Here is a 26,290-nt window from a genome sequence, read left to right on the forward strand (position 1 = left end):
AATCGCACCCATGACATCTGTAAGCGCACACATCCTGCCCTCCGGGCAGGACCTGGACACCGCCATCGCAGAAGGCGCCCGCGCCTACGAGTTGGATCGTCAGCACGTCTTCCACTCGTGGTCGGCGCAGGCGCAGATCAAACCGATGACGATCATCGCGTCCGACGGCCAGTACGTCTGGGACGGCGACGGCAACAAGCTGCTCGATTTCTCCGGGCAGCTGGTGTTCACCAACATCGGGCATCAGCATCCGAAGGTGGTGTCGGCCATCGCCGAGCAGGCCGCGAAGCTGTGCACCATCGCACCGCAGCACGTCAACGCCGCACGCTCGGAGGCCGCTCGGCTGATCGCCGAGCGCACTCCCGGCGATCTGAACCGGGTGTTCTTCACCAACGGTGGCGCCGATGCCGTCGAGCACGCGGTCCGGATGGCCCGTCTGCACACCGGCCGCTACAAGGTGCTCTCGCGGTACCGCTCGTACCACGGCGGCACCGACACGGCGATCAACCTGACCGGTGACCCGCGGCGCTACGCCAACGATTACGCCAGCAGCGGCGTCGTGCACTTCAACGGGCCGTTCCTGTACCGCTCGTCGTTCTACGCCGAGACCGACGAACAGGAATCGCAGCGCGCGCTGGAGTACCTGGAGCGGCTGATCCAGCACGAGGGCGCGACGTCGTTCGCCGCGATCATCCTCGAGTCGGTGCCGGGCACCGCGGGCATCATGGTGCCCCCGCCGGGTTACATGGCCGGGGTCCGGGAGATCTGCGACAAGTACGGCATCGTGTTCATCGCCGATGAGGTGATGGCCGGGTTCGGCCGCACCGGTGAATGGTTCGCCATCCAGAACTTCGGTGTGACCCCGGATCTGATGACGTTCGCCAAGGGTGTCACCTCCGGGTACGTGCCGCTGGGTGGTGTGGCGATCAGCGAGAAAATCGCCGCGACCTTCGCCGACCGCGCCTACCCGGGTGGGCTCACTTACTCGGGTCACCCGCTGGCCTGCGCCGCTGCCGTGGCCACCATCAACGCGATGGAGGACGAGGGCATGGTCGCCAACGCCAAGCGCATCGGAAACGACGTGCTCGGCCCCGGCCTGCGTGAGCTGGCCGCCAAGCACCGCTCCGTCGGCGAGGTCCGCGGGCTGGGCGTGTTCTGGGCGATCGAGCTGGTGGCCAACCAGGCCACGCGTGAACCGCTGGCACCGTACGGCGGCTCCAGCCCGGGTATGAACGCGACGATCGCGGCGTGCAAGGCCAACGGCCTGCTGCCGTTCGCGAACTTCAACCGGATTCATGCGGTGCCGGCGTGCAACATCACCGACGCCGAGGTGGCCGAGGGCCTGCGCGCCCTCGACGCCGCCTTGACGGTGGCGGACGAGCACAGCGTCTAGTCGTATCCATCAACATCGGCCGTCCGAGCTGCTGCTCGGGCGGCCGATGTCGTTTTTCGCCGCTGTCGGTCCACACCGTTGACTTTCCCGCCCAAGCAGGCCATTCTCGTGACGCAGCGCACACACCCGCGGCGGACGGTGCGGGACCGGTCAGAAATGAAAACGTCATTTCCGCAGGCAGAATCTTGTTTTTCTCTCCTGTTGCCGGTGCGATATGGTTCGCTTGAACTCAGAGGGAGTAACGTCATTCTCACTTCTTCACCGACGAATCGGAGGTCTTGATGCCGCGCTGCGTGTCTCGTCGGCACCGCGAGCTGCCCTCCGCCGCGACCTCGGCGCGTCCATGAGCGAGACCACCACCGACTCCGCCGAAACGTTGCGTCTCGCCGAGCTCGCCGAAGCCGAGGCCGCCGAAGCCGAAGCGGCCGCCGCTGCCGCCCGTGCCCGTGCCGAGCAGTTGCGTGAACGCCGCACCTCCGACAACGACGACCCCGAGACCCACGCAGACCTTTCCGATGAAGACGGGTCCGACGAGGACGTGTCCGACGAGGACGGAGCCCGCCCGGCGCGACGCCGGGTCACCGCAGCGGCCGTGCGGACGGTCGCCGAATCCGTGGCGGGTATCGCGGTTCTGGCACTGATCGCGATGAGCGCCTTCTTCCTGTACCAGGCCCGCACGATGGACCGCTATCACGAACAGCGGAGCGAATTCGCCGCCGCGGCCCAGCAGGGTGTGGTGAACCTGATGTCGCTGGATTTCAACAACGCCCAGTCCGACATCCAGCGGGTCATCGACAGCACCACCGGTGAGTTCCACGACGATTTCGCCAGCAGCACAGGAGACTTCCTGACCGTGATGAAGGAGTCCCAGGTCGTCACGACGGCCACGGTGAACGCCACCGCTGTCGAAACGATGACCGATGATTCGGCGATCGTGTTGGTGGCCGCCACCTCTCAAGTCGCCAATTCGGTGAGCAAGCAACCCAATCCGCGGATCTGGCGGTTGAGCGTGACCGTCAGCCGGGTGGGCGATCAGATCAAGATGGCGAAAGTCGAGTTCGTACCGTGAGCACTGACCAGAAATCGCACTCCGGCGCGGTCGATGTCGTCGACGACGACCTCGACGGGACCGAGGTCACCGGCCATGACGCCGAGGCCGATACTGACGAGGTGAGCGACTCGCGCGACGACAGCGGAGCAGAGGCTGTGGACGACGACGGCTCCGATGAGCCGCCCGCACCCGTCACCCGGCGCCGGGCACCGTCGGCGGCATTGGGGATTGCGGTCCTGGGGGTGTTGCTGGTGGCGTCGGCATCGGTGGCCGCCTGGCTGTATTTCGCGCAGTACCGTCCGGCACAGGCCACCGGACCGGACGCGGCCCAGACGGCATTACAAGCGGCGCAGGACGGCACCGTGGCGTTGCTGTCCTACAAGCCGGACACTCTCGACGCGGACCTGGCCGCTGCGAAATCCCATCTGACAGGTGAATTCCTCACGTACTACACGCAGTTCACCGATCAGATCGTCAAGCCCGCGGCGGCGCAGAAGAAGGTGCAGACCACGGCGAACGTGGTCCGCGCTGCGGTGTCCGACATCCAGCCCGACACGGCAACGGTGTTGGTGTTCGTCAACCAGACCACCACCAGCACCGACCGCCCCGACCCCACGCTGGCCAACAGCAGCGTGCTGGTGCATCTGGCCAAGGTCGACGGGCGCTGGTTGATCTCGGAGTTCAAACCCGTCTAGCAGTCCGGTTTCTCGCAGCGGCCGCTGTCGATGATCGCCCGGATCGAACGGCGGCACCGACCGCAATCCGCGCCGGCGCCGCACTTGTCGGCCACCTCGTTGCACGTCGTGGCGCCGGCTGCCACCGCCGCTGCCACCGTTTGGCTGGTGACACCGACGCAGAGGCAGACAAACATCCAGGCGCTCTCGTCAGTTCGCCTCGTCGATGTGACCGGCGGGATCGAGGCGCACCATCGAGTCGAACTCGCCGACGAACAGCGGCGGGTACACCCCGATGCCGGCGTGGCTCATCCACTCCGCCGCCGCGTCGGGATGCTCGATCCAGCGGCGCGCGCTGTCCTCGTCCACGATCTCCTGCAGGATCAGCACCTCCTGGGCTTCGTCGAACGCGTGGAACACCCAGACCTTCCTGATGCCCGCGGATTTGAATCTGCTCTGCGCACGCCGCAATTCGGCCAGCAGCACGTCGATGTCGTCGACGGTCACGATGGCCGAGACCACCACCCCGGGCGGTAGGGGCTGATCGGCGGGATCGGTCAGATCGAACCGCTCGACGATCTCACCGGCGAAGACCGCGGGAATGTCCTCCACGCCCACCGCGTCGAACCAGTCGAGGAACACGTGCGAGCGCATCAGGTCGACGACCGGCTCGCGGCTGTGTACCCCGATCATCACCAACACCCGGCCCACCTCCTGGGTGGACCGGTACACCAGCACATGGTGGGCACCCAGCGCGGCCAACGCGTCCTTGCGGCGTTCGATCAAGGGGCCGACCCGCGACGGGTCGGGTATCCGATAGTCCGACGCGATCACCAGCGAGTGATGTTCGTAGACGTCAGCGACGTTCACCGGAGCCGGTCCTTCATCACCTTCCCGGTGGCGTTGAGCGGCAGCTCGTCGAGGAAAACGACCGAGCGCGGCACCTTGTAGCCCGCCATCCGCTGCTTGCTCCAGGCGATCAGATCGGTTTCGGTCAGCTCGGCACCGCCGGTTTTCAGCACAACGAAGGCCCGGCCCACCTGTCCCAGTCGCTCATCGGGGACTCCGATCACCGCCACCTGGGCGATGGCGGGGTGTTCGAGCAGAAATCCTTCGATCTCGGCCGGATAGGCGTTGAACCCGCCGACGATGAACATGTCCTTCTTGCGCCCGACGATCTGCAGGCGGCCGCTGTCGGTGAACACACCGAGATCCCCGGTGTGTAGCCAACCTTCGGCGTCGATCGCCTCGGTGGTGGCAACCGGATCGTCGAAATAGCCCTGCATCACGCTGTACCCACGAACCAGCACTTCCCCGTCCTCGGCGATCCGCACCTCGATACCGTCGCACGGCGTGCCCACCGTCGTGGCGATATCGGTGAAGGAATCTCCGGGCCGCGACAGCGTCGCGGTGCCGCACTCGGTGAGCCCGTAACCCGTGGCCAGCGTCTGGAACGGCAGCTCCTCGTGCACCCGCCGGATCAACTCCACCGGAATGTCGGCGGCTCCGGTGACACCGGCCCGCAGCGTGGACAGCTTGGACTTGTCGGGTACCGCCAACAGGGAGTGATAGAGCGTCGGCGGGCCGGGAAGCATCGTGATCTGTTCTGTCGCAATGAGTTCCACCACCCGCTGGGCGTCGAAGACCGGGACGGGCAGGATGGTGGCGCCCCGGATCAGGGAGGCGATACAGCCGGCCTTGTAACCGAAGGTGTGGAAGAACGGGTTGACGATGAGGTACCGGTCGCCTTCGCGCAGGTCTGCGAGGTCGCACCACTCCTCGTACAGCCGCAAGGTCTGGAGGTGGTTCATCATCACGCCTTTGGGCCGACCTGTGGTGCCCGAGGTGTAGATGATGTCGGCGATATCGGTACCGGCCAACCAGTCCTGGGGCCGCCGCGTGAACGGTGCGCCGTCCTCGAGGAATCCCGACGTGAGGTCGATCGCCGGTACCCCTGCGGGTGCGGCGAAATCCTGTCCGAGAAACCCGTCCTGGACGAGCACCGCCTTGGCGCCGCTGCGGCCGATGATGTCGCCGGCCTCGTCGGGTTTGAACCGGGTGTTCACCGGCACCACCACCGCGCCGGCGGTGAGCGCCCCGAATGCGGCGATCAACCAGTGCGCGGAATTGGGCGCCCAGATGGCGATCCGGTCGCCTTTGTCGACGCCGAGTCCGGCGACGGCGCCCGCGGCCCGGCGGACCCGGTCGGCCAGTTGGACATAGCTCAGCCGCAATGGCCCGTCGACGACCGCTTCGGCATCACCGAAGCGGTCGCCGACACTCGAGACCATCTCGGGGATGGTCTGCCAACGTGCTGCGAATGCCACTCTCGAAGATCAGGTGGTGACGAGGCGACCCAGGTTGCCGCCCATGATCTTGGCCTGGTCCTCGACGGACAGGTGATCGAGCGCGGTCACGTAGTGAGTGGGCTCGGCCAACCCCTCCGGGTGCGGCCAGTCCGAACCGTAGAGCACCTGGTCGACGCCGATCAGGTTGATCAGGTCGTCGATGCCCTCTTCGTAGAAGGGGCTGACGTAGATACGGTTCTTGATCTCCTCCATCGGGTTCCCCAGGAAGGCCTCGGGGGCTTTCTTCCAGACCTCGGCCATCGAGTCCAGCAGGGGGAACATCCACTTCGAGCCGGCTTCGACGATGCCCACCTTCAGCTTCGGATGCCGGAACAGCGCACCGTGAATCACCCAGGACGCCACCGCATCCTGGATCGGGCGCCACTCGTTGAGGATCGACATGGCGTTGGTCTGGAACGGCAGCATCTCCTGTGCGCCGCCATCCCACTCCGAGGTGTAGCGCGAGTACCCACTGTCGGAGGAGTGCATGCCGACGAACACGTCGTGCGCGACGCAGCGCTCCCAGAACGGGTCGAATTCGGGCAGCGCGAACGAGCGCGGGCCGCGGAAGCCGGGCACCGGCGCCGGACGGATCAGGATGGCGCGGGCCCCGCGGGCGACGGCCCACTCCAGCTCCTCGATGGCCTTCTCGACGATCGGCAGCGTGATCACCGGCGTGGTGAAGATACGGTTCTGGTAGTTGAAGCCCCACACCTCGTCGAGCCACTGGTTGAGCGAGTGGATCAGAACGTGGATGGCCACCGGATCATCGGACAGGCGTTCCTCGATCAGGCTGGCCAGCGTCGGGAACATCAGGCTGCGGTCGACACCGAGCTCGTCCATGACCTTGATACGCGGTTCGGGCTCGAAGAACGCCGGGATGGCTTTCATGGGCTCGCCGAACAGCTCACGCTTGCTCTTGCCGTCGGGGTTGCCGTATTTGAAGTATTCCTCCCAGGCGCCCGGCTTGGCGACCACCGAGAAGGTGGGATTCGGGATGTAGTTGCTGATCTGGCCTTTGAGCGCGATCTTCGTGCGGCCGTTGACCTCGACGTACTGGACGACGTCCTTGTATTCCTTGGGCAGGAACTTGGTCATCGCCTCCGGCGGCTCATACAGGTGGTTGTCCGCATCGAACAGCGGAAACGGAATGTCGACTCGGTGCGACAGTTGCCCCATGGAATTCTCCCTTCCAGTTCGTGAGAATCATATTCTCACAGTGGCCTAGTGGCAATCGCCCCGAGGGGTCGAATTCCGTTCCGCTTCGAGTGAGCGACGCACCAGGTACTTCTGCACCTTGCCGCTCGGGGTCCGCGGGAAGTCCTGGCCCTCGGGGACGGAATGCACGTACTCGGGCCACTTCTGGCGGGCCAGCCCGCAGGTCGCGAGATGGGTCCGCACGTCGTCGAGGCTCGGCGCCGGCCGGCCCGGCAGCAACCGCACCACGGCCGCGGCCCGTTCACCCAGCCGGTCGTCCGGCACGGCCACCACGGCGGCCTCTGCCACCCCGGCCAGCGACAACAGCAGGTCTTCGACCTCGAGAGCGCTGATGTTCTCACCGCCGCGGATGATGATGTCGGACTTGCGGTCGGTGATGGTCAGATAACCGTCGTCGTCGAGCATCCCGATGTCACCGGTGTGGTACCACCCGTCGGCATCAAAAGCCTTGGCCGTCAACGCCGCATCGGTGTAGCCGAGGCACAGGTCGGGCCCGCGCGAGAGGATCTCGCCGTCCGCGGCCAGCCGCAGCTCCACCCCGGGCAGCGCACATCCGTCGGTGTAGAGCCGCTTTGCTTCCGGCGCGCTGTGGTGCGAACCCGTGATCGACGGATGCTCGGTACTGCCGTAGGAGCGGTAGACGATGACACCGAGGTCGGCCAGCCGCCGGGTGACCGCAGCCGGGACCGACGACCCGCCGAGGCCGGCGTACCTCATGTGGGGCAGGTGAGCGGGCCGGAAATCAGGATGGTCGAGCAGGCTGGTGATGAAGTACGTCGCTCCCCCGCCGACGGTGAGCCCGTCGGATTCCATCAAGGCGAGTACGCGTGCCGGATCCCAGACATCGGCCATCTGGATCGGGGCCCCGTCGAGCACCGGGATCAGCAGTGCGTTGAGCATGCCGATGAAATGCCCGACCGGCGCCGCGGTCAGTTGGGCGCCGCGGTCCGCCGGGTACAGCGCGGCCAGCTGCCGGGTCTCGTGAACCAGGCTGTAGTGGCTGTGCACCACACCTTTCGGCGCGCGGGTGGTGCCCGAGGTGTAGGCGATCAACGCCGGCCGGCCGGGATCGCAGCCGTGCACACCGCGCAGTGGTTCGTCGGCCAGCAGGGCGTCGAAGTCGCAGGGCTCATCGGTTCGGCTCCCCGCCCGGGTTCGCCCCTCGCCCCTGACCATCGACCGGGCGCCCACCACGCCGACCACCGGAATGTTCTCCGCCACTTCGGCGTCGAACTCCATCCGGCCGAAACGCTCGGCGGTGATGTACACGGCCGGCTGGGCGTCGGCGAAGATGTGGGTCAATTCCTTGCGGCCGTAGAAATGCACGATCGGAACCACCACCGCGCCGAGCATTGCCGACGCCCAGAAGGTCGCAGCGGCTTCCATCCAATTCGGCAGTTGCACGGCGATGACATCGCCGGGGCCCACACCGCGGTCCCGAAGACCAGCGGCCAGTCGCCGGGCCGTCAACTCGACATCGGCGAACGTGCCCCGGTACGGCCGCACCGCCGAATGCACGCAGAACTCGGCGTCGGGCGCTGCCGCCAGTCCCGCGGCCAGCAGATCGCCCAGCGTATCGGGCGTCCACCACCCCCGCGTGAGATACCGTTCGCGCAGTTCGACCGGGATTTCGCGCATCGGGGAAAGCTCCTGGCGTAGGCGGGGGCAACCGTTCCGCGATGTTATTCTCCTGATCGGAGAATGCCAATACCAGTAGGGGAGAACCAGTGGTTGAACTGGAGTTCGAGGACGGTCTGGCGGTCATCACGATCAACCGGCCAGAGGCCCGCAACGCCATCGCCCCGCTGACCATGGATCAGCTCGACGACGCCCTTGACCGAGCCAAAGGCGCCCTGGCGCTGGTGATTCGCGGCGGCGGCGACCGCGCGTTCGTCTCCGGGGGCGATCTCAAACAACTCGCGACACTGCGCACCGAGGAGGCTGCCGCCGCGATGGCCGAACGCATGCGGTCGGTGTGCGACCGGATCGCCGGTTTCCCCGCTCCGGTCATCGCCGCCCTGAACGGTCATGCACTCGGCGGTGGCGCCGAGGTGGCGGTGGCCGCCGATATCCGCATCGCCGCCGACGACATCAAGATCGGCTTCAACCAGGTGGCGCTGGAGATCATGCCGGCCTGGGGCGGGGCCGAACGTCTTGCGGCGCTCGTCGGGCGCGGGCGGGCGCTGATGCTGGCCGGCAGCGGCACGATCCTGACCGCCGCCGAGGCCGAACGCGCCGGTCTGGTGGATCGGGTGCTGCCCCGCGCCACGTTCGAGGAAGGCTGGCGGCTGCTCGCGCGGTCCCTGGCCAACCGTCCCGCCGGCGAGATCAAGCGGGTGCTCGACGGCGCCGGCCCCGCCGAAGCCATCGGCGCGTTCGCCCGGCTGTGGGTCTCCGATGAGCACTGGGCCGCCGCGGACAAGGTCATGAAGAAGTGATTTCGGCGCGCTGGTAACCGCTGAGCGGTTACCAGCGCGCCGAAATCGCTAGGACTTGGCCCGGGCCAGCGCGCGGACGCTCGACTCCGGTTTGCGTTCACCCTCGAGGTAGGTCAGCCACTTCTCGGCGAACCGCAGCGTCTCCTGGTGGCCGATGGTCATGTCGAGCATCTGCTCCTGCACCAGCGCCTGCGTGGCCCCTGTCATGAGCACCATCAACACCGTGGGTGAGAACTCCTCGAAGTCGACTTCGTAGCGTTCCATCGCACTGGTGAGCGCTTTGATCTGCTCGGTTCGAAACATCGCGGCGTACCTGGCGATCTCGGCACGAAGCGCCTTGCGGTGGTTGGCAAGAGCGATGAACTCCATGGTCAGCGCCGTACCCGCCGGCTCGGTGGTGAGCTCCCACAACGCCCACAGCGGTTGCGGTGATGTCAGGGCCAGCTGGTGATAGTGCAGCATCTGCTCGGCCCGGCGGCGGAACATCTCAAGGAACAGATCATCCATGGTGCGGAAGTAGTAATGCACCAGCTGGGGTTTCAGGCCGGCCTTGTCGGCGATCCGGCGCGAGGTCACCGCGGCATAGCCCTCGTCACGCATCAATTGCTCTGCGGCATCGAGGAGGACGATCCGGTTCTTCGCGTCGGGAGCGCCGAGTCTACGAGGTGAGGTCATCAGTTCCCCCCGCGTCGTCGGCCGATGCCGCTGTCTGCACTGCCTACCTGCCCTTTCGTCGCACGCCATCGTATCGCCACATTGCCGATCCTTGACCGTGCGCCAGACCACATGCTAAGCAGGTGCTCAGCACCTGTCAGCCCGTTCAGGAGACTTCGTGACATTGCCCTCTGATTGCGAAATGCCCGATTACGACTCCCTCGACTTCTTCACCGACCCGTCGCTGGTCCCGGACCCGTATCCGTACTTCGATCACCTGCGGTCGAAATGCCCGGTGCTGAAGGTGGGGCCGTATGGCGTCGTCGCGGTCACGGGCCACGACGAAGCCAGCGTCGTCTACAAGGACCCGGCCCTGTTCTCGTCGGCGATCGCCGTCGGCGGTCCGTTCCCCCCGCTGCCGTTCACCCCGGAGGGCGACGACATCACCGAGCAGCTGGAGGCGCATCGCGCCGAGCTGCCGATGAGCGAACACATGGTGACGATGGATCCCCCGCAGCACGGACGCGCGCGATCGCTGCTCAACCGGCTCCTGACGCCCAAGCGGCTCAAGGAGAACGAGGAGTTCATGTGGCGGCTGGCCGACGAGACCATCGACGAGTTCATCGACAAAGGCCACTGCGAGTTCCTCACCGACTACGCCAGTCCCTTCTCGATGTTGGTGATCACCGACCTCCTGGGCGTGCCGGTGGAGGACCGCGACACCTTCCGCGACGTACTGGCCACCCCGCGGGAAGGAATGCGGGTGGGGGCACTGGACCATGAACCGTTGGCGCACAACCCACTTGCCTGGCTGGACGACAAGTTCGCCAACTATCTGCAGGAGCGCCGCGACACCCCGCGCGAGGACATCCTGACGGGGCTGGCCACAGCGTTGTACCCCGAGGGTGACACCCCCGAGATCGACGACGTGGTCAAGAGCGCGACGTTCCTGTTCGCCGCCGGTCAGCACACCACCACCAAACTGCTGTGCGCCATCATCCGGGTGTTCGCCGAACAACCCGACGTGGTGACGGCACTGCGGGCCGACCGCAGCAAGATCCCCAGCTTCGTCGAGGAGATGCTGCGACTGGAGAGCCCCGTCAAGAGCGCCTTCCGGCTCGCCACCAGGTCCACCGAGATCGGGGGCGTCGAGATCCCGGCGGGCACCACCATCATGCTGTGCCCCGGCGGCCTCAACCGCGATCCCCGCAAATTCGACAACCCCCACGAGTTGAAGGTCGACCGGCCGAATGTCCGGGAACACCTGGCATTCGGGCGCGGAAACCACTCGTGCCCAGGGGGTCCGCTGGCCCGGGTGGAGGGCAGGGTCACCGTCGAACGGCTGCTCGATCGACTCGATGACTTCCGCATCTCCGATGAGAAGCACGGTCCCGCCGACGCCCGGCGCTTCACCTACGAGCCGACGTTCATCGTCCGGGGTCTGACCGACATCCACATCGAGTTCACTGCGCGGCCCACTGCCAAAGGCCAGTGACCACCGTGACCGCCAGTACCGCATCCGACATCCGCTACGACCCCTACGACCTGGAGCTCAACGCCAACCCGTATCCCATGTTCAAGCGGATCCGGGAGGAGGCGCCGCTCTACTACAACCCCGAGCACGACTTCTACGCGGTGAGCCGCTTCGACGACGTCAACTCCGCGGCGTTCGACCACGCCACGTTCAGTTCGGCCCGCGGAGCGGTGCTGGAGATCATCAAGTCCGGTATGGAGATCCCCTCTGGGACACTGATCTTCGAGGATCCCCCGGTCCACAATATCCACCGCAACTTGCTGTCGCGGATGTTCACCCCGCGCAAGGTGATGGCGCTGGAACCGCGGATCCGTGAGTTCACCGCCCGCTGCCTGGACGCCTGTGCCGATACCGGCCGCTTCGACTTCGTACAGGACCTCGGCGCCGAGATGCCGATGCGGGTCATCGGCATGCTGCTCGGTATCCCCGAGGCCGATCAGAAGAATGTGGTGGATCACGGCGAGGCCACACTCAAGACCGAGCGGATGGACAGTTTCGCCACCGGGGAGGTGTTCGCCGACTACATCGATTTCCGCTCCAAGCACCCGTCCGACGACATCATGACCGAACTGCTCAACGCGGAGTTCACCGATGAGACCGGCACCCGGCGCACGCTGCGCCGCGATGAACTGCTGCTGTACCTGACCGTGATCTCCACCGCCGGCAGTGAGACCACCACCCGGCTGATCGGTTGGGCCGGAAAGGTTCTGGCAGAACATCCCGACCAGCGCCGTCAGCTCGTCGAGGACCGCACACTGCTGCCGCAGGCCATCGAGGAGCTGTTGCGGTTCGAACCGCCGGCGCTGCAGTTGGCGCGTTATGTCACTCGTGACGTCGAGTTCTACGGGCAGACGGTGCCGCAAGGAAGCGCGATCCTGCTGCTGATCGGCGCCGCCAACCGCGACCACCGCCGGTTCGGGCCCGACGGCGACGTCTTCGACATCAATCGGGAACTCAAGCAGCACATGACCTTCGGTGTCGGTACCCACTTCTGCATGGGTAACGCGCTGGCACGACTCGAAGGCCGGATCGCCCTGGAGGAAGTGCTGACCCGCTTCCCCACCTGGGAGGTCGACTACGACGCCGCGAAGATGTCCACCACCACCGCGGTGCGCGGGTGGGAATCGATGCCCACCGTCGTCCACTGACGTTTTCTCACCCAATCAACGAAAGGAACCACCCATGGCTGGAAGAGTTGAGGGGAAGGTCGCGTTCATCACCGGCGCGGCCCGCGGCCAGGGCCGCGCGCATGCCGTGCGGTTGGCGCAGGAGGGCGCCGACATCATCGCCGTCGACATCTGCAAGCAGATCGACAGCGTGCGGATTCCGCTGTCGACGCCCGAGGACCTGGCCGAGACCGCCGATCTGGTGAAGGGCCTCAACCGGCGGGTGTACACCGCCGAGGTGGACACCCGCGACTTCGACGGCCTCAAGGCCGCCGTCGACGCCGGCGTCGAGCAACTGGGCCGGCTCGACATCATCGTGGCCAACGCCGGTATCGGCAACGGCGGCGAGACTCTGGACAAGACCAGCGAGGGTGACTGGTCGGACATGATCGACGTCAACCTCGGCGGTGTGTGGAAGACCGTGAAAGCCGGTGTGCCGCATATCCTTGCCGGCGGCCGGGGCGGATCGATCATCCTGACCAGTTCGGTCGGCGGGTTGAAGGCCTACCCGCACACCGGTCACTACGTCGCCGCCAAGCACGGTGTCGTGGGCCTGATGCGGACGTTCGCCGTCGAGCTCGGCGCGCAGAACATCCGGGTGAATTCGGTGCACCCCACCAACGTGAACACCCCGCTGTTCATGAACGACGGCACCATGCGGCTTTTCCGCCCCGACCTGGAGAACCCGGGCCCCGACGATATGAAGGTCGTCGGACAGCTGATGCACACCCTGCCCATCGGCTGGGTCGAGCCCGAGGACATCGCCAACGCGGTGCTGTTCCTGGCCTCCGACGAAGCCCGCTACATCACCGGGGTCACGCTGCCCGTCGACGGCGGCAGCTGCCTCAAGTAACTTCCCCTCCCCCGCGAGCGAGCGTGTCTGTACCGATCCTGTCGGCGTGTTGCGTACAAATGCGTTCACTCGCGGGGGTTTGTCCGTGACATCTCGCTGGGTGCCCGATGACGGCACCGCCCTGCCGATTCCCGCCGACGCCGAGTACCTCCGGCGCGGCGGACCCGAATTCCTCACCGATGCGTTCCGTCGTTTCGGCGCACTGACCGGCGCGGACCGGGTCACCGCGATCACCGAGTTCGCTGAATGCGGCGGTGGCAGCACCGGTCGCAAACTGCTGCTCGGCGTCGAATACGCCGACACCCACAACGGCCTGCCGACCGAGCTGTTCGTCAAGTTCTCCCGCGATTTCGACAATCCCAGACGCGACCGCGGCCGAACCCAGATGGACTTCGAAGTACGGTTCGCCCGCCTGTGCCGCGACCACCCGGTACCCGTGGCGGTTCCGCGCAGCCTGTTTGCCGGCTATCACCAGGACTCCGGCACCGGACTGCTTGTCACCGAACGCATTCCGTTCGGCACAGGGCCGGTGGAACCGCACTACGACAAGTGCCTCGACTACCAGATGCCCGAACCTCTGGCGCACTACCGGGCGCTGTTGTCCGCCGTGGCCGCGGTGGCCGGTGCGCACAAGGCCGGCACGCTGGGCCCTGCCGTGTCGAGGGACTTCGCATTCGACCCCGACCGGGTCACCGTCGGCCGGCGACTACCCGTGACAGACGCCGAACTGCGTGACAAGGTGGCGCGGTACGGCACCTTCGCCGGCGCCCACCCGGGTCTGCTGCCGAACGACCTGCGCAGCACCGCGTTCATCGACCGGATGGCCAAGGAGGTGGCGCTGATCCACCGCCGCTACGACGCGATCATCACCACGTTGTCCGCGACGAGGGACCATGTGGCGCTGTGCCATTGGAACGCCAACGTCGACAACGCCTGGTTCTGGCGCAGCGCCGGTGCCATCACCTGCGGCTTGCTCGACTGGGGTTGCGTGAGCGAGATGAACGTCGCGATGGCGCTGTGGGGTGCGCTGTGCAGCGCCGAAAGCGAGATCTGGGAGCGCTCCCTCAACGTCCTGTTGGGACACTTCGCCGACGAGTTCCGCCGCGCCGGTGGACCCGAGCTGGACCTCGACCTGCTGCATACCCAGGTGGTGCTGTACGCGACCGTGATGGGCGTGACGTGGCTGCTCGACGCGCCCGCCTACATCGCGGCGGTGGTACCCGATCTCAGCGGCGTGCGCGACAGGTACGACCCCCGGTTCAGCGGTAGCGAAGTGGCACGAACACAGCTACGGATGCTGACGAACTTCCTCGGCCTCTGGGCTGCCCACGATGTCGTCGGCATGTTCGAGCCTCAGTAGAGGTAGACCACCAGCACACCGCCCCAGAGCACGACCAGCCAGCCGTCGGTGGCCAGCCGCAGCCACACCGGCGCGGTTCGCACCTCCATGAAGTGCCGAATGATCAACCGGGCCTTCACAAGACCGAGCACCAAGACCACGACGGTGATGGTGGTGCTGGGCGCCGGCGGACCGGCGTGCCGCGCCGGGCCAAGCCACCAGGACACCACCGTGATGAGCGAGAGAACCAACCACACCACCGTGATGGACGAACGTAACGCCGTCACCTCATCACCTCATCACATACACCAGCGCGAAGATGACGATCCAGAGCAGATCGACCATATGCCAGTACGTCGCACCCGTTTCCACCATGGACACCCGGCGCTGCGTACGCAGTTCCACGACCACCACACCGAGAAACACCAGACCCAACACCACGTGGAACAGATGTACACCGGTGAGCATGTAGTAGAACATGAAGAAGTCGTTGCTCGGAAAGGTATATCCGGCAGCTACTTTCGACGTCCACTCGTAGGCCTTGATCACCAGGAACAGCACACCGCAGGCACCGCCGCACAACGTGAGCCGCAGCGCCCGCCGATACTCGCCTGCGCGCGTGACCGCCACGCTGGTGGCCACGAACCACGAACTGGCCAGCAGCACGAGGGTGTTCGCCACCCCGGCCGTCAGGCTCAGGTGCTGTTGGGAAGCCAGGAACAGATCGCGCTCCTGGTGCCGGTGCACCATGAAGATCAGGAAGTACGCACCGAAGATGACCAGGTCGCCGAGCACGAACACCCACATGCTCACATCACTCGGCAGATGATCGCGCAGGTGCCGTTCGTCGCGCGCTGTCGTTGTCGTCATCAGTCTTGGATCACTTCACCGGGACGCTGATTCTTGATGGCCACATAGAGCAGGCGGATGATGCAGAACTCCCACACGACGAAGACCGCGGTGCCCAGCCAGAAGCTGATGGAGCCGTTCCACGCGAGCGGCCCGGAGCGGAAGACGAAGACCGGACCGGCCAGCAGTTCGGTGACGATCATCCAGATCGACATGTAGGCAAGCCACTTCGGGAAGACGTTGTTGCTGTCCAGGAAGATGGCCAGCGCCAGCACGGCGTTCTGGGCCACAAAGCACCCCAGCGAGCCGACGAAGGACAGCAGCCCGAGATCGTAGAGCATGGCGATGAGCGCCGGATCTCGATCGGGCCGAAACGCCGCCGCGAGGAACGCGAATGCCGCGAAGAGGCATCCGGGCAGGGCGCCGACTGCGAGCGAGACGATGTAGCCGTAGGCGAACACCGGCGACACCGACATCCGTTTGATCTGCAGCGCGATCAGGGCGTTGGCCACCGAGGTGAAGCCGATGAAGAACATCAGCAGGCCGAAACCGATCTTGATGGTCGACGCGTTTTCGGCGAAGAACGCCACCATCTGCGCTTCGGTGATATCGGGGCGCGGCGGAGGCATGACACGGGTGAGGACGACGAAGATGAGCCCGAAGATGTTGTAGAACACCGGAATCGTCCACCAGCAGATCAGCTGGTCGAGATTCCTGCCTGGCGCGACAGTGGTCACGCCGCGACACTTTCGGTGCGCACCGCGGCCTCGTCGATCTCCTGTTGCGTGATCGCGCGGCGCACCATCACGAACATCACCACGAGGAACACCGTGAACGCCCCGAGCCGGCCCCAGAACGAGATGAGGCCGTTCCATGCCAGTGGCCCCGAGGTGAACACGACGGCGCAGACCGCTGGTGTCATGGCCGCCGCGCAGACGATCGCCAGGTGGGCGACCCAGCGCGGGAAAACCGGCTGTGGGCGGGTGTCGAAGTAGATGCCTGCGGCCAGCGACAGATTCTGCACCACCAGCATCCCCACCGGGGCGATGAAGATCAGCCACGCCAGATCGTTGAGCAGCAGGGTCAATTCGGGATTGCGCTCGGGCCGGAACGCGGCGACCAACCAGAAGATGTCGGCGATCGCGAACAGCGTCGCCCCGGTGGCGACCGCGGCCAGGTAGCTGTAGGCGAAGACATGGCTCGGCGTCGCCATCCGCTTCATCTGTACGACGACCACCATGAAGAAGGGCACCAGCATGATGGCGCAGAGGTTGAACGTGATCATCGAGAACCGGATCATCGCCGAATTGTCGGCGTAGAACGCCGCCACGTCGTCGGCGCTCAACTGCGGCGACATCGGCGGCCAAAACCCGGGGAACGTCGCGAAAGCGATGACCAGGATGGCACCGAAGAATGCCGTCAGCCACAAGCTGATCCATTGTGCGCGGGTATTCACTTGCGCTGCACCCACTTCCGTCGTCCTCGGACGTCACACCACGAGGGGCCCGCACCCGACAGTAGCCGATCGGCTAGCCGTGACACAAGGGATTGGTTCTGTTACGCCCCTTGACTGCCCGAACCCCCGCACGTAGCGTCATCGGCATAAGTGGGGTGGCACCCCGCTTTTACCCTGAGGAGCACGTCTACATGCTCGACGCACAACACCTCGTCGCAGTCCGTCGCAGTCTGGGCCCGGTGGGGTTCGCCATGCCCAGCATCGGTCTGAGCGCGGTCCCACCGGTGCGGCAGCAGATCGATGCGGTCCGGCGGCTCGAAGCCGCGGGCTATCGCAACGGCTGGGCGAACGAAGGTGTCGGCGGTAAAGACGTCTTCGTGCAGCTGGCCGTGCTGCTGGCCGCCACCGAGCACATGACCTTCGGAACGTCGGTGACCCCGATGTGGGCTCGTCCGCCGATGGTCCTGCACGCTGCCTCACATCAACTGGCCGAGGCGTTTCCGGGGCGCTTCCTCCTGGGCCTCGGCTCCGGTTACGACTTCATGGCCCCGCTGGCGGGCCTCGAATACCACAAGCCCCTGGCGCAGTTGCGCCGCTATGTGGCGACCATGCCCGAACCCGTCCCCCTTTTCGACGTGCCCGCGGTCGATTACCCCACTGTCCTGGCGGCCAACGGCCGGCGCTCGGTGCGCCAGGCCCACGAGATCGCCGACGGTGTGTTCCCGTCCTTGATTCCGCCGTCGTACGTTAAGGAGATCCGGTCTGTGACGGGCAGCGAGAAGCTCGTCATCGTGGGACTGACGGCGTATGTGGACGACGATGAAGCGGCCGCCCGAGCCGCCGCCCAGCGCAGTGTCGTCGAGATCTTCGGCCGGCCGGACCTTCCCTACGCGCGGGCACTGGACAGCCTGGGCTACACCGCCGAGGAACGGGCCACCGGCGGCGCGCGCCTGACTGCGGACATCACCGCGGCAGGCTCGGGGGCCGCCGTCGCCGCAGCTGCCAAACGCTATCTCGACGCCGGCGCCGACCATGTGGTCTTGATGCCGTTAGCACCCGACTTCGGCAGTGGCGTGGACAGATTGGAGTCCATCGCCGCCCACGTCACCGCGCTTTGATGCCGTCGAAGGCCAACGACCGCAGTCGTGGCCCGCTGGCCCGGTCATGCTCGGTGGCCAACGCCACCCCGCCGACGAGCGCATACAGGTCCTCGACGGTGACCTCCGACCGCACCGCGCCCGCGGCGATCGCCCGTTCGAGAAGCGGGCCGCCCGCCTCCGCCAGCAGTTGATGGCAGGCCTGGCAGGACGCGTGGCCACCGGTGTGCAGCACTGCGGCGGCCAGGCCCCGGACTTCGGCGAAGTACTCACCCACCGCGTGTAACCACTGCGTCAAGGCCTCCGCCGGGTCCCGCTCCCGGGCGTAGGAGCCGGCCCGCTCACACAGCTCCCGGACGGTATCGGCGAACACCGCATCGATGAGCTCCCACCGCGACGGGAAATGGCGGTGCAGCGTCGCCGAGCCGACACCTGCACGGCGGGCGATCTCCTCGAGCGAGCCGTCGGCGCCGTCGCGCAGGAACACCTCGGTGGCCGCGGCGATCAACCGCGCCCGGCTGCGCTGGGCATCGGCACGTAGTGGACGGGGCGCTGCCACGCTAGACACCTCCGACAGGCAGGTTCAGCATGCGTTGGGTGAGGCTCAGCAGCGCAGCTCTGAGGGTGTCGTCGTCTACATCGGCGATCAACGGGTTGGCCACCGCACCGGCGATCGCCGCCGACAACACCGCTGCCGATACCCGCGCCTCCAGATCGTCGTCCTCGTCGAGCAAAACCGCGTACAGCCGGGTCATGAACGCGCGGAACGGCTCGTGTTCGCCGAGCAGCCGGATGATCACGGGATCGAACTGCAGCGTCGCCACCCAGCGCCGGCGCGCCACCGTCATGTCGATGACGTTGCCCAGCAACAGCTTCCGGGCCATCGGCCGGCTGGGTTCGGCTTCGGCGGCGATCAGCGCCTTCTCCAGGCGGCTGAGTTCGTCGGCCGTGACGGCGATGACGATCTCTTCTTTGGTGCGGAACTGGTGATAGACCGCGGCCTTGGTGACGCCGATGGCGTCGGCGATCATCTGCAGCGAGGTGCCTCCGACGCCGTGCTCGACGATCAGGTCGAGTGTCGCCGCCATGATGCGGCGTTGCGCGGCGGTGCGCTTCTGGTCGGCGAGCACGACGCCAGCGTAGCCAACCCCGCCGGGCGACGATGCGACTGCGGGGAACGAGCAGTCGAGGAGGAGAGCCGGCACCATCAGCCCCCGCGGTGGGCACTCAGCGTGCCGCCTTGCTGGCCTTTCTCGAACGGCCGCCCATCGCGGGTTCGGTGCCGATCACCCCGTCGGCTTCGGCCGCGTCGATCTCGTCGTCGGTGAGTCCGAGACTCGCCAGGATCTGGCGGTTGTGCTGGCCGAGCAAGGGTGCCGGTTCGCGGTGGAATCGACTGACGCCGAACGGTTCAGGAACCGGCAGTGTGGTGTGGGGTGCGGTGCCGTTGACCGGATGGGTGACGGGTTCGAAGAAGCCGCGGTGGGTGAGCTGCTCGAGCTCGGTCTGGCGGTGCGGTTGCATCACCTTGGCCACCGGCACCCCGGCGGGCCACAGTGCCTCCACCACGGCGTCGGTGCTGCGCCGGCGGCACCACGCCGAGAGCTCGTCGTCGAGCATGTCGTGCTGAGCGCGCCGATCCTGAGCGGTCAGTATGCCTTTCGCCCATTCCGGCTCGCCCAGCGCGGCCCGCAGCGCCGACCACTGGTCATCGGTGGCCACCGCGATCGCCACCCAGCAGTCCTGGCGCCCGAACTCGTCGATGTCCGCGGTCAGATAGAAGTTCTGCGGTGCGGCCGCCGGGCCCCGATTGCCTGCGCGTTGCAGCAGCGCGCCGTGGGCGGTGTATTCGATGACCTGCTCGGCGGCGACGTTGAGGGCCGCGTCCACCATGGCCGCCTCGACCAGTTGGCCCTCGCCGGTGCGCCGCCGGTGTTCCAGCGCCAGCAGCAGCGCGTTGAGGGCATGGATGCCGGCGTTCGGGTCGCCGACGGAGTACGGCTCGTACGGGTTGCGGTCGGGGTAACCGGTGAGCCAGGCCAGCCCGGAGGCATCTTCGATGATGTAGGCGAAGGCTGGGTTGTCCCGCCACGGGCCGTCGAGCCCGAAGCCGGGCATCCGCAGCATGATCACATCGTCACGCAGCGCCCGCACACTGTCGTAGTCCAGGCCCAGCTGGTCGATCACCCGTGGGGTGAAGTTCTCCACCACCACGTCGCAGGTGGCGATGAGCTTGCGCAGCAGCTCTTTTCCGCGCTCGGTCTGGAAGTCGAGGGTCAATCCCTGTTTGTTGGTGTTGAGCGACGAGAAGATCGGGGACTTCTCCCACCACTGCGGTTCGGTGACCGCCACCCCGGCGATCAGCCGGGTTCCGTCGGGTCGTGGGGTGGACTCGAGATGGATCACCTCGGCGCCGAGCATCGCCAGTATGTGGGTGCAGGACGGCCCCGCCCAGAACGTCGTCATGTCGAGAACCCGGAGCCCGGCAAAGGGCAACCCGGGGGTCTCGACGCGCGTCGGCTGGGACCGGCGATCGCGGTAAAGATCGGTGTGCTCCCCCAGCCGGGGTGCCGGCTGCGGTGCGCGCAGTGCGCTCCTGCTGAACCGGTACGGGTGGCCGGGCTGGATGAACCCGTCGCGCGGGTTGCGGACGAACACACCGCGTTCCTGGTAGTGGTCGAAGGTGGTGACATTCGCGCCGTTGCCCACCGGCGAGTTCGGGATCCGGAACGCCGATGCGAGGTCACGGATGTCGTCGACCTTTTCACCGGCCAGCCACTCGTAGAGTTCCGTGGCGTGCAGGTTGGCTTGTTCGGTGATCGACAGCGGGGACTGCTCGTCGATCCATTCGACGTGGCCGGACATCGCGCACAGATCGAACCACTGCTGGGCGGTGCCGCAGCCCAGCGCCACCAATCCGTCGGAGGCCTGCGCCACCCCGGGTACCGTCGGCCGCCGCTCGGTGCGCCACGGCCGGCCCAGCACCTCGAAGAACGTCACCGGGTAGTAGGTCAGGCCCATGATCTGTGCTTCCAGCATGGACAGGTCGACCAGCCGACCGCCGCCCGCGGCTCGGGCGGCCAAGGTCATCGCCGAGGCGTAGGCGCCGGCCAACCACTCACCGACCTGACCGCCGACATGGACCGGCGCCCTGTCCTGGGAGCCCCGGCCCAGCCCCATCGCGCCACCGGACCAGGCCTGCAGCGTGAATTCTGTTGCGGCCCTGTCTTTCCAGGGCCCCTCGAGGCCGAACGGGGTGAGGGTGGTGACGACCAGATGCGGGTGGCGATCCCGGATCTCCTGCGGCGTGACACCGGGCCCAGGTGACCACACCACCGCGTCGGCGCCGGACAGCAGCTTCTCGAGAAGATGATCGTCGGCGATCACACTGTGCTTGCCGCCGGCCAGGAAGCTGAACAGCGGCCCGCCGGCGATCGAGTCCACCGGCGAACCCGACGCCGACCATGCCCGAAGCGGGTCACCCTCGGGTGCTTCGACTTTGATGATCGTTGCGCCCGCGTCGGCGAGCAGCTTGGTGCAGTAGCCGCCGGCGATCCCGCTGGACAGGTCCACCACGGTGTAGCCCTCGAGCGGCGCCATGGGTCAGTCCTTATTGCGGTTCGACTTGCTCAGCCGGAAGTCGGGTGGGAACTTGCTGTCGTTGTCGTTGACCGCGGCGGCCAGGCCGCTGTCGATGGCTTCGCCCATGTCGAGATCGTCGGCGTCGTCGTTGGCCACGCCGCTGCCCATCGATTCGAAGAACGCCGACAGCAGCGAACCCATGTACTCACCCTGATGCTGTTTGTAGACCTCGAAGAACATCTTCTGCATGAACACGGTGTCGACCGGACGGTTCCGCGCGCATGCCAGCGCGTACTTCTGCGTCTCGGCCTCGAGTTGCCCGCGCGGAACCACCTTGTTGAGGAAGTTGCACTTCTCCATGTCCTCGGCGGTGAACGGCCTTCCGGTGAAGACCATCTCCTGGAACTTGCGCAGGCCCATCATCTGCACCCAGGTCCACATCCGCGGTCCCCAGCCGTAATACCGGAACGAGGGATGCCCGAAAAGCGCGTCGTCGCTGGAGATCACGAGATCGGCATCGGCGCATTGGTAGAAGTGCCAGCCGTAGCAGTAACCCTTGGCCTCCACGATGCTGATCTTCTTCAGCTCTTGCAGCGGCCGGTTGCCGGCCTGCACATTGGCGTACCACCCGCTGATCGTGGAGCCATTGCGGAATGTTCCCTTGGGCGGGTAGTTGATATCCCCCAGACTCGGATCCTGCAGTTTCAGCTCGGCAAGGCGCTTGTCGGGTTGGTCGACGCCTTCCATGAACTCCGGTAGGTCAGCCCCGCTGCCCAGATTGTCACCGACTCCACGGATGACGACGACCTTGACGTCGTTGTCCACCGACGCGGCACGCAGCACGTCGGCGTAACGCAACCGGGCCAGCGAGGTGGGAGCATTGAGGAATTCGGGCCGGTTGAACGTGATCGTGGCGATCTTGGTCTTGGGATCCTTCTCGTAGAGGATGATCTCCTCCGGCGAGGGACGTTCCGCCATCCATGCACTCCTTGTTCGAGGGATTTGTGGAGTATCAGCGGGGGTACGCGCCGGTCACGCTCCACAACTCGCGGTATAGGACGGCGCTTCGGTGAGGACCCGCGGACCGTCGTCGGCCACCAGCACCGCATCACGGGTGAACACCGCGCCGAGACCCGGTTCCCAGACGTAACCGGTCACCGCCAGCACCATGCCGCACTCCAGGCGCTCTGCGGCGGCGGTGGCCGGTAGGTGGGGCGAGACCACCGGAGGGTCGAAGCCCAACCCGAGACCGTGTGCCACCGGCATCTGCGGTAGCGGTTCCCCCGCCACGTCGTAGGCATCGAGCAGTTCGGTGGCGGCCGCTCCCGGCCGGCACGCCGCGACCAGGCGCTCCCACAGCTCTTCTGAGCGCCGGTAGAGCTTCTGGGTGCGCCCGCTGTCGATGTCCCCCACCGGCCAGGTGCGGCCCACTTCACCGACATATCCGTCGGCAAGCACCCCGGCGGCGATGGCCACCAGGTCGCCGTCCTGCACTCGGCCGTCCCCGCCAGCGCGGCGGCCAGGCTCCTCACGAGAGGTGACCCACGCGGCGTCCTGGGTGGCCGGCGTGCAGACACCGCCGGCCGCTTCGGCTTCGAAGAGCACCCCTGCCAGCGCCTGTTCGGTGATTCCCGGCTTCAGCTCGGCGACGGTGCTGGCCAGCGCCGACTCAGCGACGCGCAGCGCCGCTGTGAGGGTTCGCACCTCGTCGGTGGTCTTGAGCCGGCGCGCGGCGCGCATCGCGGGTTCGGCATCGACCAGTTCGGCATTGGGGAAAGCCATCGGCAGCAATTGCGCGAATGTCGGTGTGAGCGCGTCGGTTCCGACGCGTTTGGCCTCGGCGGCGCCGGTGATCTGTGTGAGCACTCCGATCAACGTCATCGGGTTCCAGGCCAGACCGTACAGGTGATCGTGGGCGATTTCGTCGGGGATGCCCTCGTCCCAGGTGCTGTTCAAATGGATCTCGCCGGTGCCCCGGATAACCGCGCAGATGGGCCCGAACGGCCGGGTGCCGGCGACCCAGAGTTGGGGCGCGCCGGTGACATAACGGACGTTGGCCTGGCGGCCCAGGATCAGGATGTCGAGGTCGTAGGCCTCCATCTGGGCCAGCGCCCGGTTCCGTCGGCCGCTTCGCAGCGTCTTGGGGTCCGGCAGGATCTCCAGCTTCATGAGCGGGTTCCATACGGACTGTACGGATAGTCGGTCAACGACGCGTAGCCGTCTTCGGTGATCACCACGATCTCCTCACTGCGGTAGCCTCCGGTGCCGTCCTCCCAGACCACCGGCTCCAGCACCAACAACATCCCGGCCGGGAACACGAAGTTGTCGTCGAATTCCTGGCCGAGATCCGTTCCGATCATCGGCATCTCGGCCGCGTTGGTCCCGATACCGTGACCGAGATAGAAGTGCGGCAGCCATGGCTTGGTGCCGCCGTTGGCGGCAATGGCCGCCCGCGCCAGATCCCCGCAGGTTGCGCCGGCCTTGGTGACCTTGAGTACCTCGTCGAGGATGAACCGCCACTTGTGGAACTGATCATGTTGGCGTGCAGTCGGTTCCTGGCCGACGATCCAGGTGCGACCGAAGTCCGAGCAGTACCCGTTGTAGGTGATGCTGACGTCGGTCCACAGCACGTCGCCGGCTTCCAGTTCCTTCTCGGTGGTGAGCAGCGGCAGTGCGAGATCACCCGTGGTGGTCCAGGTGCCTTCGGCTTTCGAGGTGGGCATCACCTGCCAGATGGCCTCCAGCATGTTCGCCGTGGCGCCGAGTTCGAAGGCACGCCGGACGAACTGCGCTGACAGATCGATCTGGCGGACCCCCGGCGCCAGCGATCTCTGCACGTCCACCACGGCCTGTTCGGTGATCCGGCAGGCCCGTCGCACGCACGACATCTGATCCGGTGTCTTGACCAGCTTCGCGGGCCCGATCACCTGCGCGGCATCCGACGGCGGGCCGGCCGGGAAGATCGTGGTCGACGCCCGGCGCATGGCCCCGGTCAGCTCGTCGACGGCCACAGAGGCATCCGCGGAGATCAACCCGCCGATGATGCGCGCGAAATGCTGTACACCTTCGTCGAATTCGAGGTACAGGGCGTCATGCAGGTGGTCGGGAGGGATATCGGTATCGACGATCAGACTTTCCCGCCGCGGCATGAACAGGTGCGGATGCTCGTCATCGGCCAGCACCACGGCCACCGGCCGCTCCACATGGGACAGACCGGCGTCCAGGAGGGGCCAGCTGACCCCGGTGGCGTACACCACGTTGCCGTTGCCCAGCAGGATCAGGGCATCAACGCCCTTGTCCTTCATGGTCGCCCGCAGCCGCGCACCGATCTCCCGGTACATGCGGGACTTGTCGGGCCACTCCGGGATGTCGGCGTCGGTTCTGACCGGTGTCTGGGTGAAAGCCGGTTCGGTTGTGGTCAATGGTCATACCCCCAGGAAGTTCTTGATGTTGGAGCTGACGATCTTGGCGGCGTTGTCGGGCCCAACCGCGTCGACGACTGCTGCCAGCGACTTCTCCGAGTAGCCGAACGTGCTCTCGTTGTGCGGGTAGTCACTCGACCACATCACGTTGTCGACGCCGATGTGGTCGATCAGGTGCAACCCGAGAGGGTCGACCATGAACGAGGCGCTCATGTGGTTGTCCCAATAGTGCCGGACGTCGTGCTGCAGTTGGTGGTTGAACATGTGCCGGTAGGAAGCGAGCATGTGCTGGGCGTCCTGCAGAGCCGTTGGCACCCAGGCGATTCCACCCTCGAACCAGCCGACCCTGAGCTGGGGGTGACGGTCGAGGATTCCGGAGAACACATACTTGGCGAACTGCTCCCGGAAGGAGTCGACATTGACCATCATGCCGACGACCACGCTGTTGTTCTCACACGGCGTCTTCGGCGGCGTCTCGCCGATGTGGTGACTGACCGGCAGGCCGGCCTCCTCGATCTCATCCCACACCGCGTCCATGGCGGCGCCGCCGTAGTCGTAGATGTTGCCGTCGTCGTCTTTCCCGGGGTTCAGCGGAAGCAGGAACGTCTTGAGCCCCAAGGCCTTGAGTTCCGCGAGCGTGCTGCGGGTACCTTTTGGATCCCACCAGTTGATCAACCCGACGCCGTAGAAGTGCCCGTTCGAACGCTCCTGCAGGTCGGCGATGTGCTCGTTGTAGATGCGAAAGACACGCTCGCGCAACGACTTGTCCGGGTAGTGGAACAACGCCAGAACGGCGTTGGGGAACGCCAACTCCTTGTCGATTCCGTCCTCTTTGAGCTCCCGGATACGTGCGTCGATGTTGTTGGACGCGGCGCCGGCGAGGTCGTCGTACTGCATCAGCACCCGCCCGAAATCCCCACCCGTCCAGGCCTTGCCTTTCATCCCGACCATGTACGCGCCGTCCTCGTACCAGATGCGCGGCGCGGCGCCCTTGAGCTCGTCGGGGAAGCGCTCGTAGAAGATGTCATCGGCCACCGAGATGTGGTTGTCGGCGGAGAAGATCTCGGTCCCTTCAGGAAGCCCAGTCAGTCCACCGCCACTGGAGTGACCCTGCCGGTTCTTGGGTGCTCCGAAACCTTCCGGCGGGTAGAGCGTCGCTGTGCTGGATTGGCTGGACATCTATGGCCCTCCATTCAGATCTGGTTCTGCTCGCGGG

The 26,290-nt window shown here is 66.2% G+C and carries 26 protein-coding genes; 9 read left to right on the top strand and 17 right to left on the bottom strand.

Annotation, left to right across the window (positions count from 1 at the left end):
• Window positions 1-10: 10 nt before the first annotated feature.
• The 3 genes from NL241_RS25150 to NL241_RS25160 all read left to right on the top strand — a co-directional run bounded on the left by NL241_RS25150 (window position 11) and on the right by NL241_RS25160 (window position 3,139).
• Window positions 11-1,393: an aspartate aminotransferase family protein gene (locus tag NL241_RS25150; RefSeq protein WP_487693367.1), complete on the top strand. Its 1,383-nt coding sequence runs from the start codon at window positions 11-13 to the stop codon at window positions 1,391-1,393.
• 343 nt (window positions 1,394-1,736) lie between these two features.
• Window positions 1,737-2,462 (top strand): Rv1363c family protein, encoded by a 726-nt coding sequence (locus tag NL241_RS25155; RefSeq protein ID WP_494395353.1) that lies wholly within the window; start codon window positions 1,737-1,739, stop codon window positions 2,460-2,462.
• Entirely contained in the window at window positions 2,459-3,139 is a 681-nt protein-coding gene (locus NL241_RS25160; protein WP_494395354.1) for a hypothetical protein, read from the top strand. The genes NL241_RS25155 and NL241_RS25160 overlap by 4 nt, the downstream gene beginning before the upstream one ends.
• Here NL241_RS25160 and NL241_RS25165 read toward each other — a convergent pair.
• The 5 genes from NL241_RS25165 to NL241_RS25185 are packed head-to-tail and all read right to left on the bottom strand — an operon-like array spanning window position 3,136 to window position 8,322.
• Window positions 3,136-3,315 carry a (2Fe-2S)-binding protein gene (locus NL241_RS25165; protein ID WP_494395355.1) on the bottom strand — a complete coding sequence of 60 codons (180 nt, stop codon included), beginning with the start codon at window positions 3,313-3,315 and terminating at the stop codon, window positions 3,136-3,138. The two genes, NL241_RS25160 and NL241_RS25165, sit on opposite strands and share 4 nt — an antisense overlap.
• 13 nt (window positions 3,316-3,328) lie before the next feature.
• The gene (locus tag NL241_RS25170; protein WP_494395356.1) at window positions 3,329-3,988 is read right to left on the bottom strand and encodes a fatty-acid--CoA ligase; all 660 of its coding nucleotides are present in this window, start codon (window positions 3,986-3,988) and stop codon (window positions 3,329-3,331) included.
• The gene (locus NL241_RS25175) at window positions 3,985-5,409 is read right to left on the bottom strand and encodes a FadD3 family acyl-CoA ligase (RefSeq protein WP_494398385.1); all 1,425 of its coding nucleotides are present in this window, start codon (window positions 5,407-5,409) and stop codon (window positions 3,985-3,987) included. Before NL241_RS25175 ends, NL241_RS25170 begins: the two co-directional genes overlap by 4 nt.
• A 45-nt stretch (window positions 5,410-5,454) precedes the next feature.
• Entirely contained in the window at window positions 5,455-6,645 is a 1,191-nt protein-coding gene (locus NL241_RS25180; RefSeq protein WP_487693361.1) for an amidohydrolase family protein, read from the bottom strand.
• 45 nt (window positions 6,646-6,690) lie between these two features.
• On the bottom strand, window positions 6,691-8,322 hold the full coding sequence (locus NL241_RS25185; protein WP_494395357.1) for an AMP-binding protein: 1,632 nt from the start codon (window positions 8,320-8,322) through the stop codon (window positions 6,691-6,693).
• Window positions 8,323-8,411: 89 nt separating this feature from the next.
• Between NL241_RS25185 and NL241_RS25190 the strand changes: the two genes are divergently transcribed.
• Window positions 8,412-9,122: an enoyl-CoA hydratase/isomerase family protein gene (locus NL241_RS25190; protein WP_487693359.1), complete on the top strand. Its 711-nt coding sequence runs from the start codon at window positions 8,412-8,414 to the stop codon at window positions 9,120-9,122.
• Between the two features lie 48 nt (window positions 9,123-9,170).
• Here NL241_RS25190 and NL241_RS25195 read toward each other — a convergent pair whose 3' ends face one another.
• The gene (locus NL241_RS25195) at window positions 9,171-9,797 is read right to left on the bottom strand and encodes a TetR/AcrR family transcriptional regulator (RefSeq protein ID WP_494395358.1); all 627 of its coding nucleotides are present in this window, start codon (window positions 9,795-9,797) and stop codon (window positions 9,171-9,173) included.
• A 181-nt stretch (window positions 9,798-9,978) separates the two neighbouring features.
• Here NL241_RS25195 and NL241_RS25200 point away from each other — a divergent pair, with 181 nt between their 5' ends.
• The 4 genes from NL241_RS25200 (at window position 9,979) to NL241_RS25215 (ending at window position 14,689) form a co-directional block, all read left to right on the top strand.
• On the top strand, window positions 9,979-11,271 hold the full coding sequence (locus NL241_RS25200; RefSeq protein ID WP_487693500.1) for a cytochrome P450: 1,293 nt from the start codon (window positions 9,979-9,981) through the stop codon (window positions 11,269-11,271).
• Window positions 11,268-12,458: a cytochrome P450 gene (locus NL241_RS25205; protein WP_487693357.1), complete on the top strand. Its 1,191-nt coding sequence runs from the start codon at window positions 11,268-11,270 to the stop codon at window positions 12,456-12,458. Before NL241_RS25200 ends, NL241_RS25205 begins: the two co-directional genes overlap by 4 nt.
• A 34-nt stretch (window positions 12,459-12,492) precedes the next feature.
• A complete protein-coding gene (locus tag NL241_RS25210; protein ID WP_487693356.1) occupies window positions 12,493-13,329 on the top strand; it encodes a mycofactocin-coupled SDR family oxidoreductase in 837 nt (278 codons plus the stop codon).
• 85 nt (window positions 13,330-13,414) lie between these two features.
• The gene (locus tag NL241_RS25215) at window positions 13,415-14,689 is read left to right on the top strand and encodes a hypothetical protein (protein WP_494395359.1); all 1,275 of its coding nucleotides are present in this window, start codon (window positions 13,415-13,417) and stop codon (window positions 14,687-14,689) included.
• On the opposite strand, the gene NL241_RS25220 is transcribed toward NL241_RS25215, so the two are convergent.
• Genes NL241_RS25220 through NL241_RS25235 form a run of 4 tightly spaced genes read right to left on the bottom strand, consistent with a single transcriptional unit; the run spans window position 14,683 to window position 16,973 of the window.
• A complete protein-coding gene (locus NL241_RS25220) occupies window positions 14,683-14,955 on the bottom strand; it encodes a cytochrome C oxidase subunit IV family protein (RefSeq protein ID WP_494395360.1) in 273 nt (90 codons plus the stop codon). The genes NL241_RS25215 and NL241_RS25220 overlap by 7 nt on opposite strands.
• A 4-nt stretch (window positions 14,956-14,959) precedes the next feature.
• The gene (locus tag NL241_RS25225) at window positions 14,960-15,538 is read right to left on the bottom strand and encodes a cytochrome c oxidase subunit 3 (RefSeq protein ID WP_494395361.1); all 579 of its coding nucleotides are present in this window, start codon (window positions 15,536-15,538) and stop codon (window positions 14,960-14,962) included.
• Entirely contained in the window at window positions 15,538-16,254 is a 717-nt protein-coding gene (locus NL241_RS25230; protein WP_487693351.1) for a hypothetical protein, read from the bottom strand. Before NL241_RS25230 ends, NL241_RS25225 begins: the two co-directional genes overlap by 1 nt.
• On the bottom strand, window positions 16,251-16,973 hold the full coding sequence (locus NL241_RS25235) for a hypothetical protein (RefSeq protein ID WP_494395362.1): 723 nt from the start codon (window positions 16,971-16,973) through the stop codon (window positions 16,251-16,253). Before NL241_RS25235 ends, NL241_RS25230 begins: the two co-directional genes overlap by 4 nt.
• Window positions 16,974-17,164: 191 nt before the next feature.
• On the opposite strand from NL241_RS25235, the gene NL241_RS25240 reads away from it, so the two are divergent.
• The gene (locus NL241_RS25240) at window positions 17,165-18,091 is read left to right on the top strand and encodes an LLM class flavin-dependent oxidoreductase (protein WP_494395363.1); all 927 of its coding nucleotides are present in this window, start codon (window positions 17,165-17,167) and stop codon (window positions 18,089-18,091) included.
• On the opposite strand, the gene NL241_RS25245 is transcribed toward NL241_RS25240, so the two are convergent.
• The 7 genes from NL241_RS25245 to NL241_RS25275 all read right to left on the bottom strand — a co-directional run bounded on the left by NL241_RS25245 (window position 18,078) and on the right by NL241_RS25275 (window position 26,253).
• Window positions 18,078-18,629: a TetR/AcrR family transcriptional regulator gene (locus tag NL241_RS25245; RefSeq protein ID WP_494395364.1), complete on the bottom strand. Its 552-nt coding sequence runs from the start codon at window positions 18,627-18,629 to the stop codon at window positions 18,078-18,080. The two genes, NL241_RS25240 and NL241_RS25245, sit on opposite strands and share 14 nt — an antisense overlap.
• A 1-nt stretch (window position 18,630) precedes the next feature.
• Window positions 18,631-19,158 (bottom strand): TetR/AcrR family transcriptional regulator, encoded by a 528-nt coding sequence (locus tag NL241_RS25250; RefSeq protein ID WP_487693499.1) that lies wholly within the window; start codon window positions 19,156-19,158, stop codon window positions 18,631-18,633.
• A 139-nt stretch (window positions 19,159-19,297) separates the two neighbouring features.
• The gene (locus tag NL241_RS25255) at window positions 19,298-21,670 is read right to left on the bottom strand and encodes a CaiB/BaiF CoA-transferase family protein (protein ID WP_494395365.1); all 2,373 of its coding nucleotides are present in this window, start codon (window positions 21,668-21,670) and stop codon (window positions 19,298-19,300) included.
• A 3-nt stretch (window positions 21,671-21,673) separates the two neighbouring features.
• Window positions 21,674-22,630: an enoyl-CoA hydratase/isomerase family protein gene (locus tag NL241_RS25260; RefSeq protein ID WP_487693346.1), complete on the bottom strand. Its 957-nt coding sequence runs from the start codon at window positions 22,628-22,630 to the stop codon at window positions 21,674-21,676.
• A 54-nt stretch (window positions 22,631-22,684) separates the two neighbouring features.
• Window positions 22,685-23,821, bottom strand: coding sequence for a M24 family metallopeptidase (locus tag NL241_RS25265; RefSeq protein ID WP_494395366.1), 1,137 nt, complete (start codon window positions 23,819-23,821; stop codon window positions 22,685-22,687).
• Window positions 23,818-24,993: a M24 family metallopeptidase gene (locus tag NL241_RS25270; RefSeq protein WP_494398386.1), complete on the bottom strand. Its 1,176-nt coding sequence runs from the start codon at window positions 24,991-24,993 to the stop codon at window positions 23,818-23,820. Before NL241_RS25270 ends, NL241_RS25265 begins: the two co-directional genes overlap by 4 nt.
• Before the next feature lie 84 nt (window positions 24,994-25,077).
• Window positions 25,078-26,253 (bottom strand): amidohydrolase family protein, encoded by a 1,176-nt coding sequence (locus NL241_RS25275; protein ID WP_494395367.1) that lies wholly within the window; start codon window positions 26,251-26,253, stop codon window positions 25,078-25,080.
• Between the last annotated feature and the right edge of the window lie 37 nt (window positions 26,254-26,290).

The organism is Mycolicibacterium sp. SMGY-1XX (genome assembly GCF_059132455.1).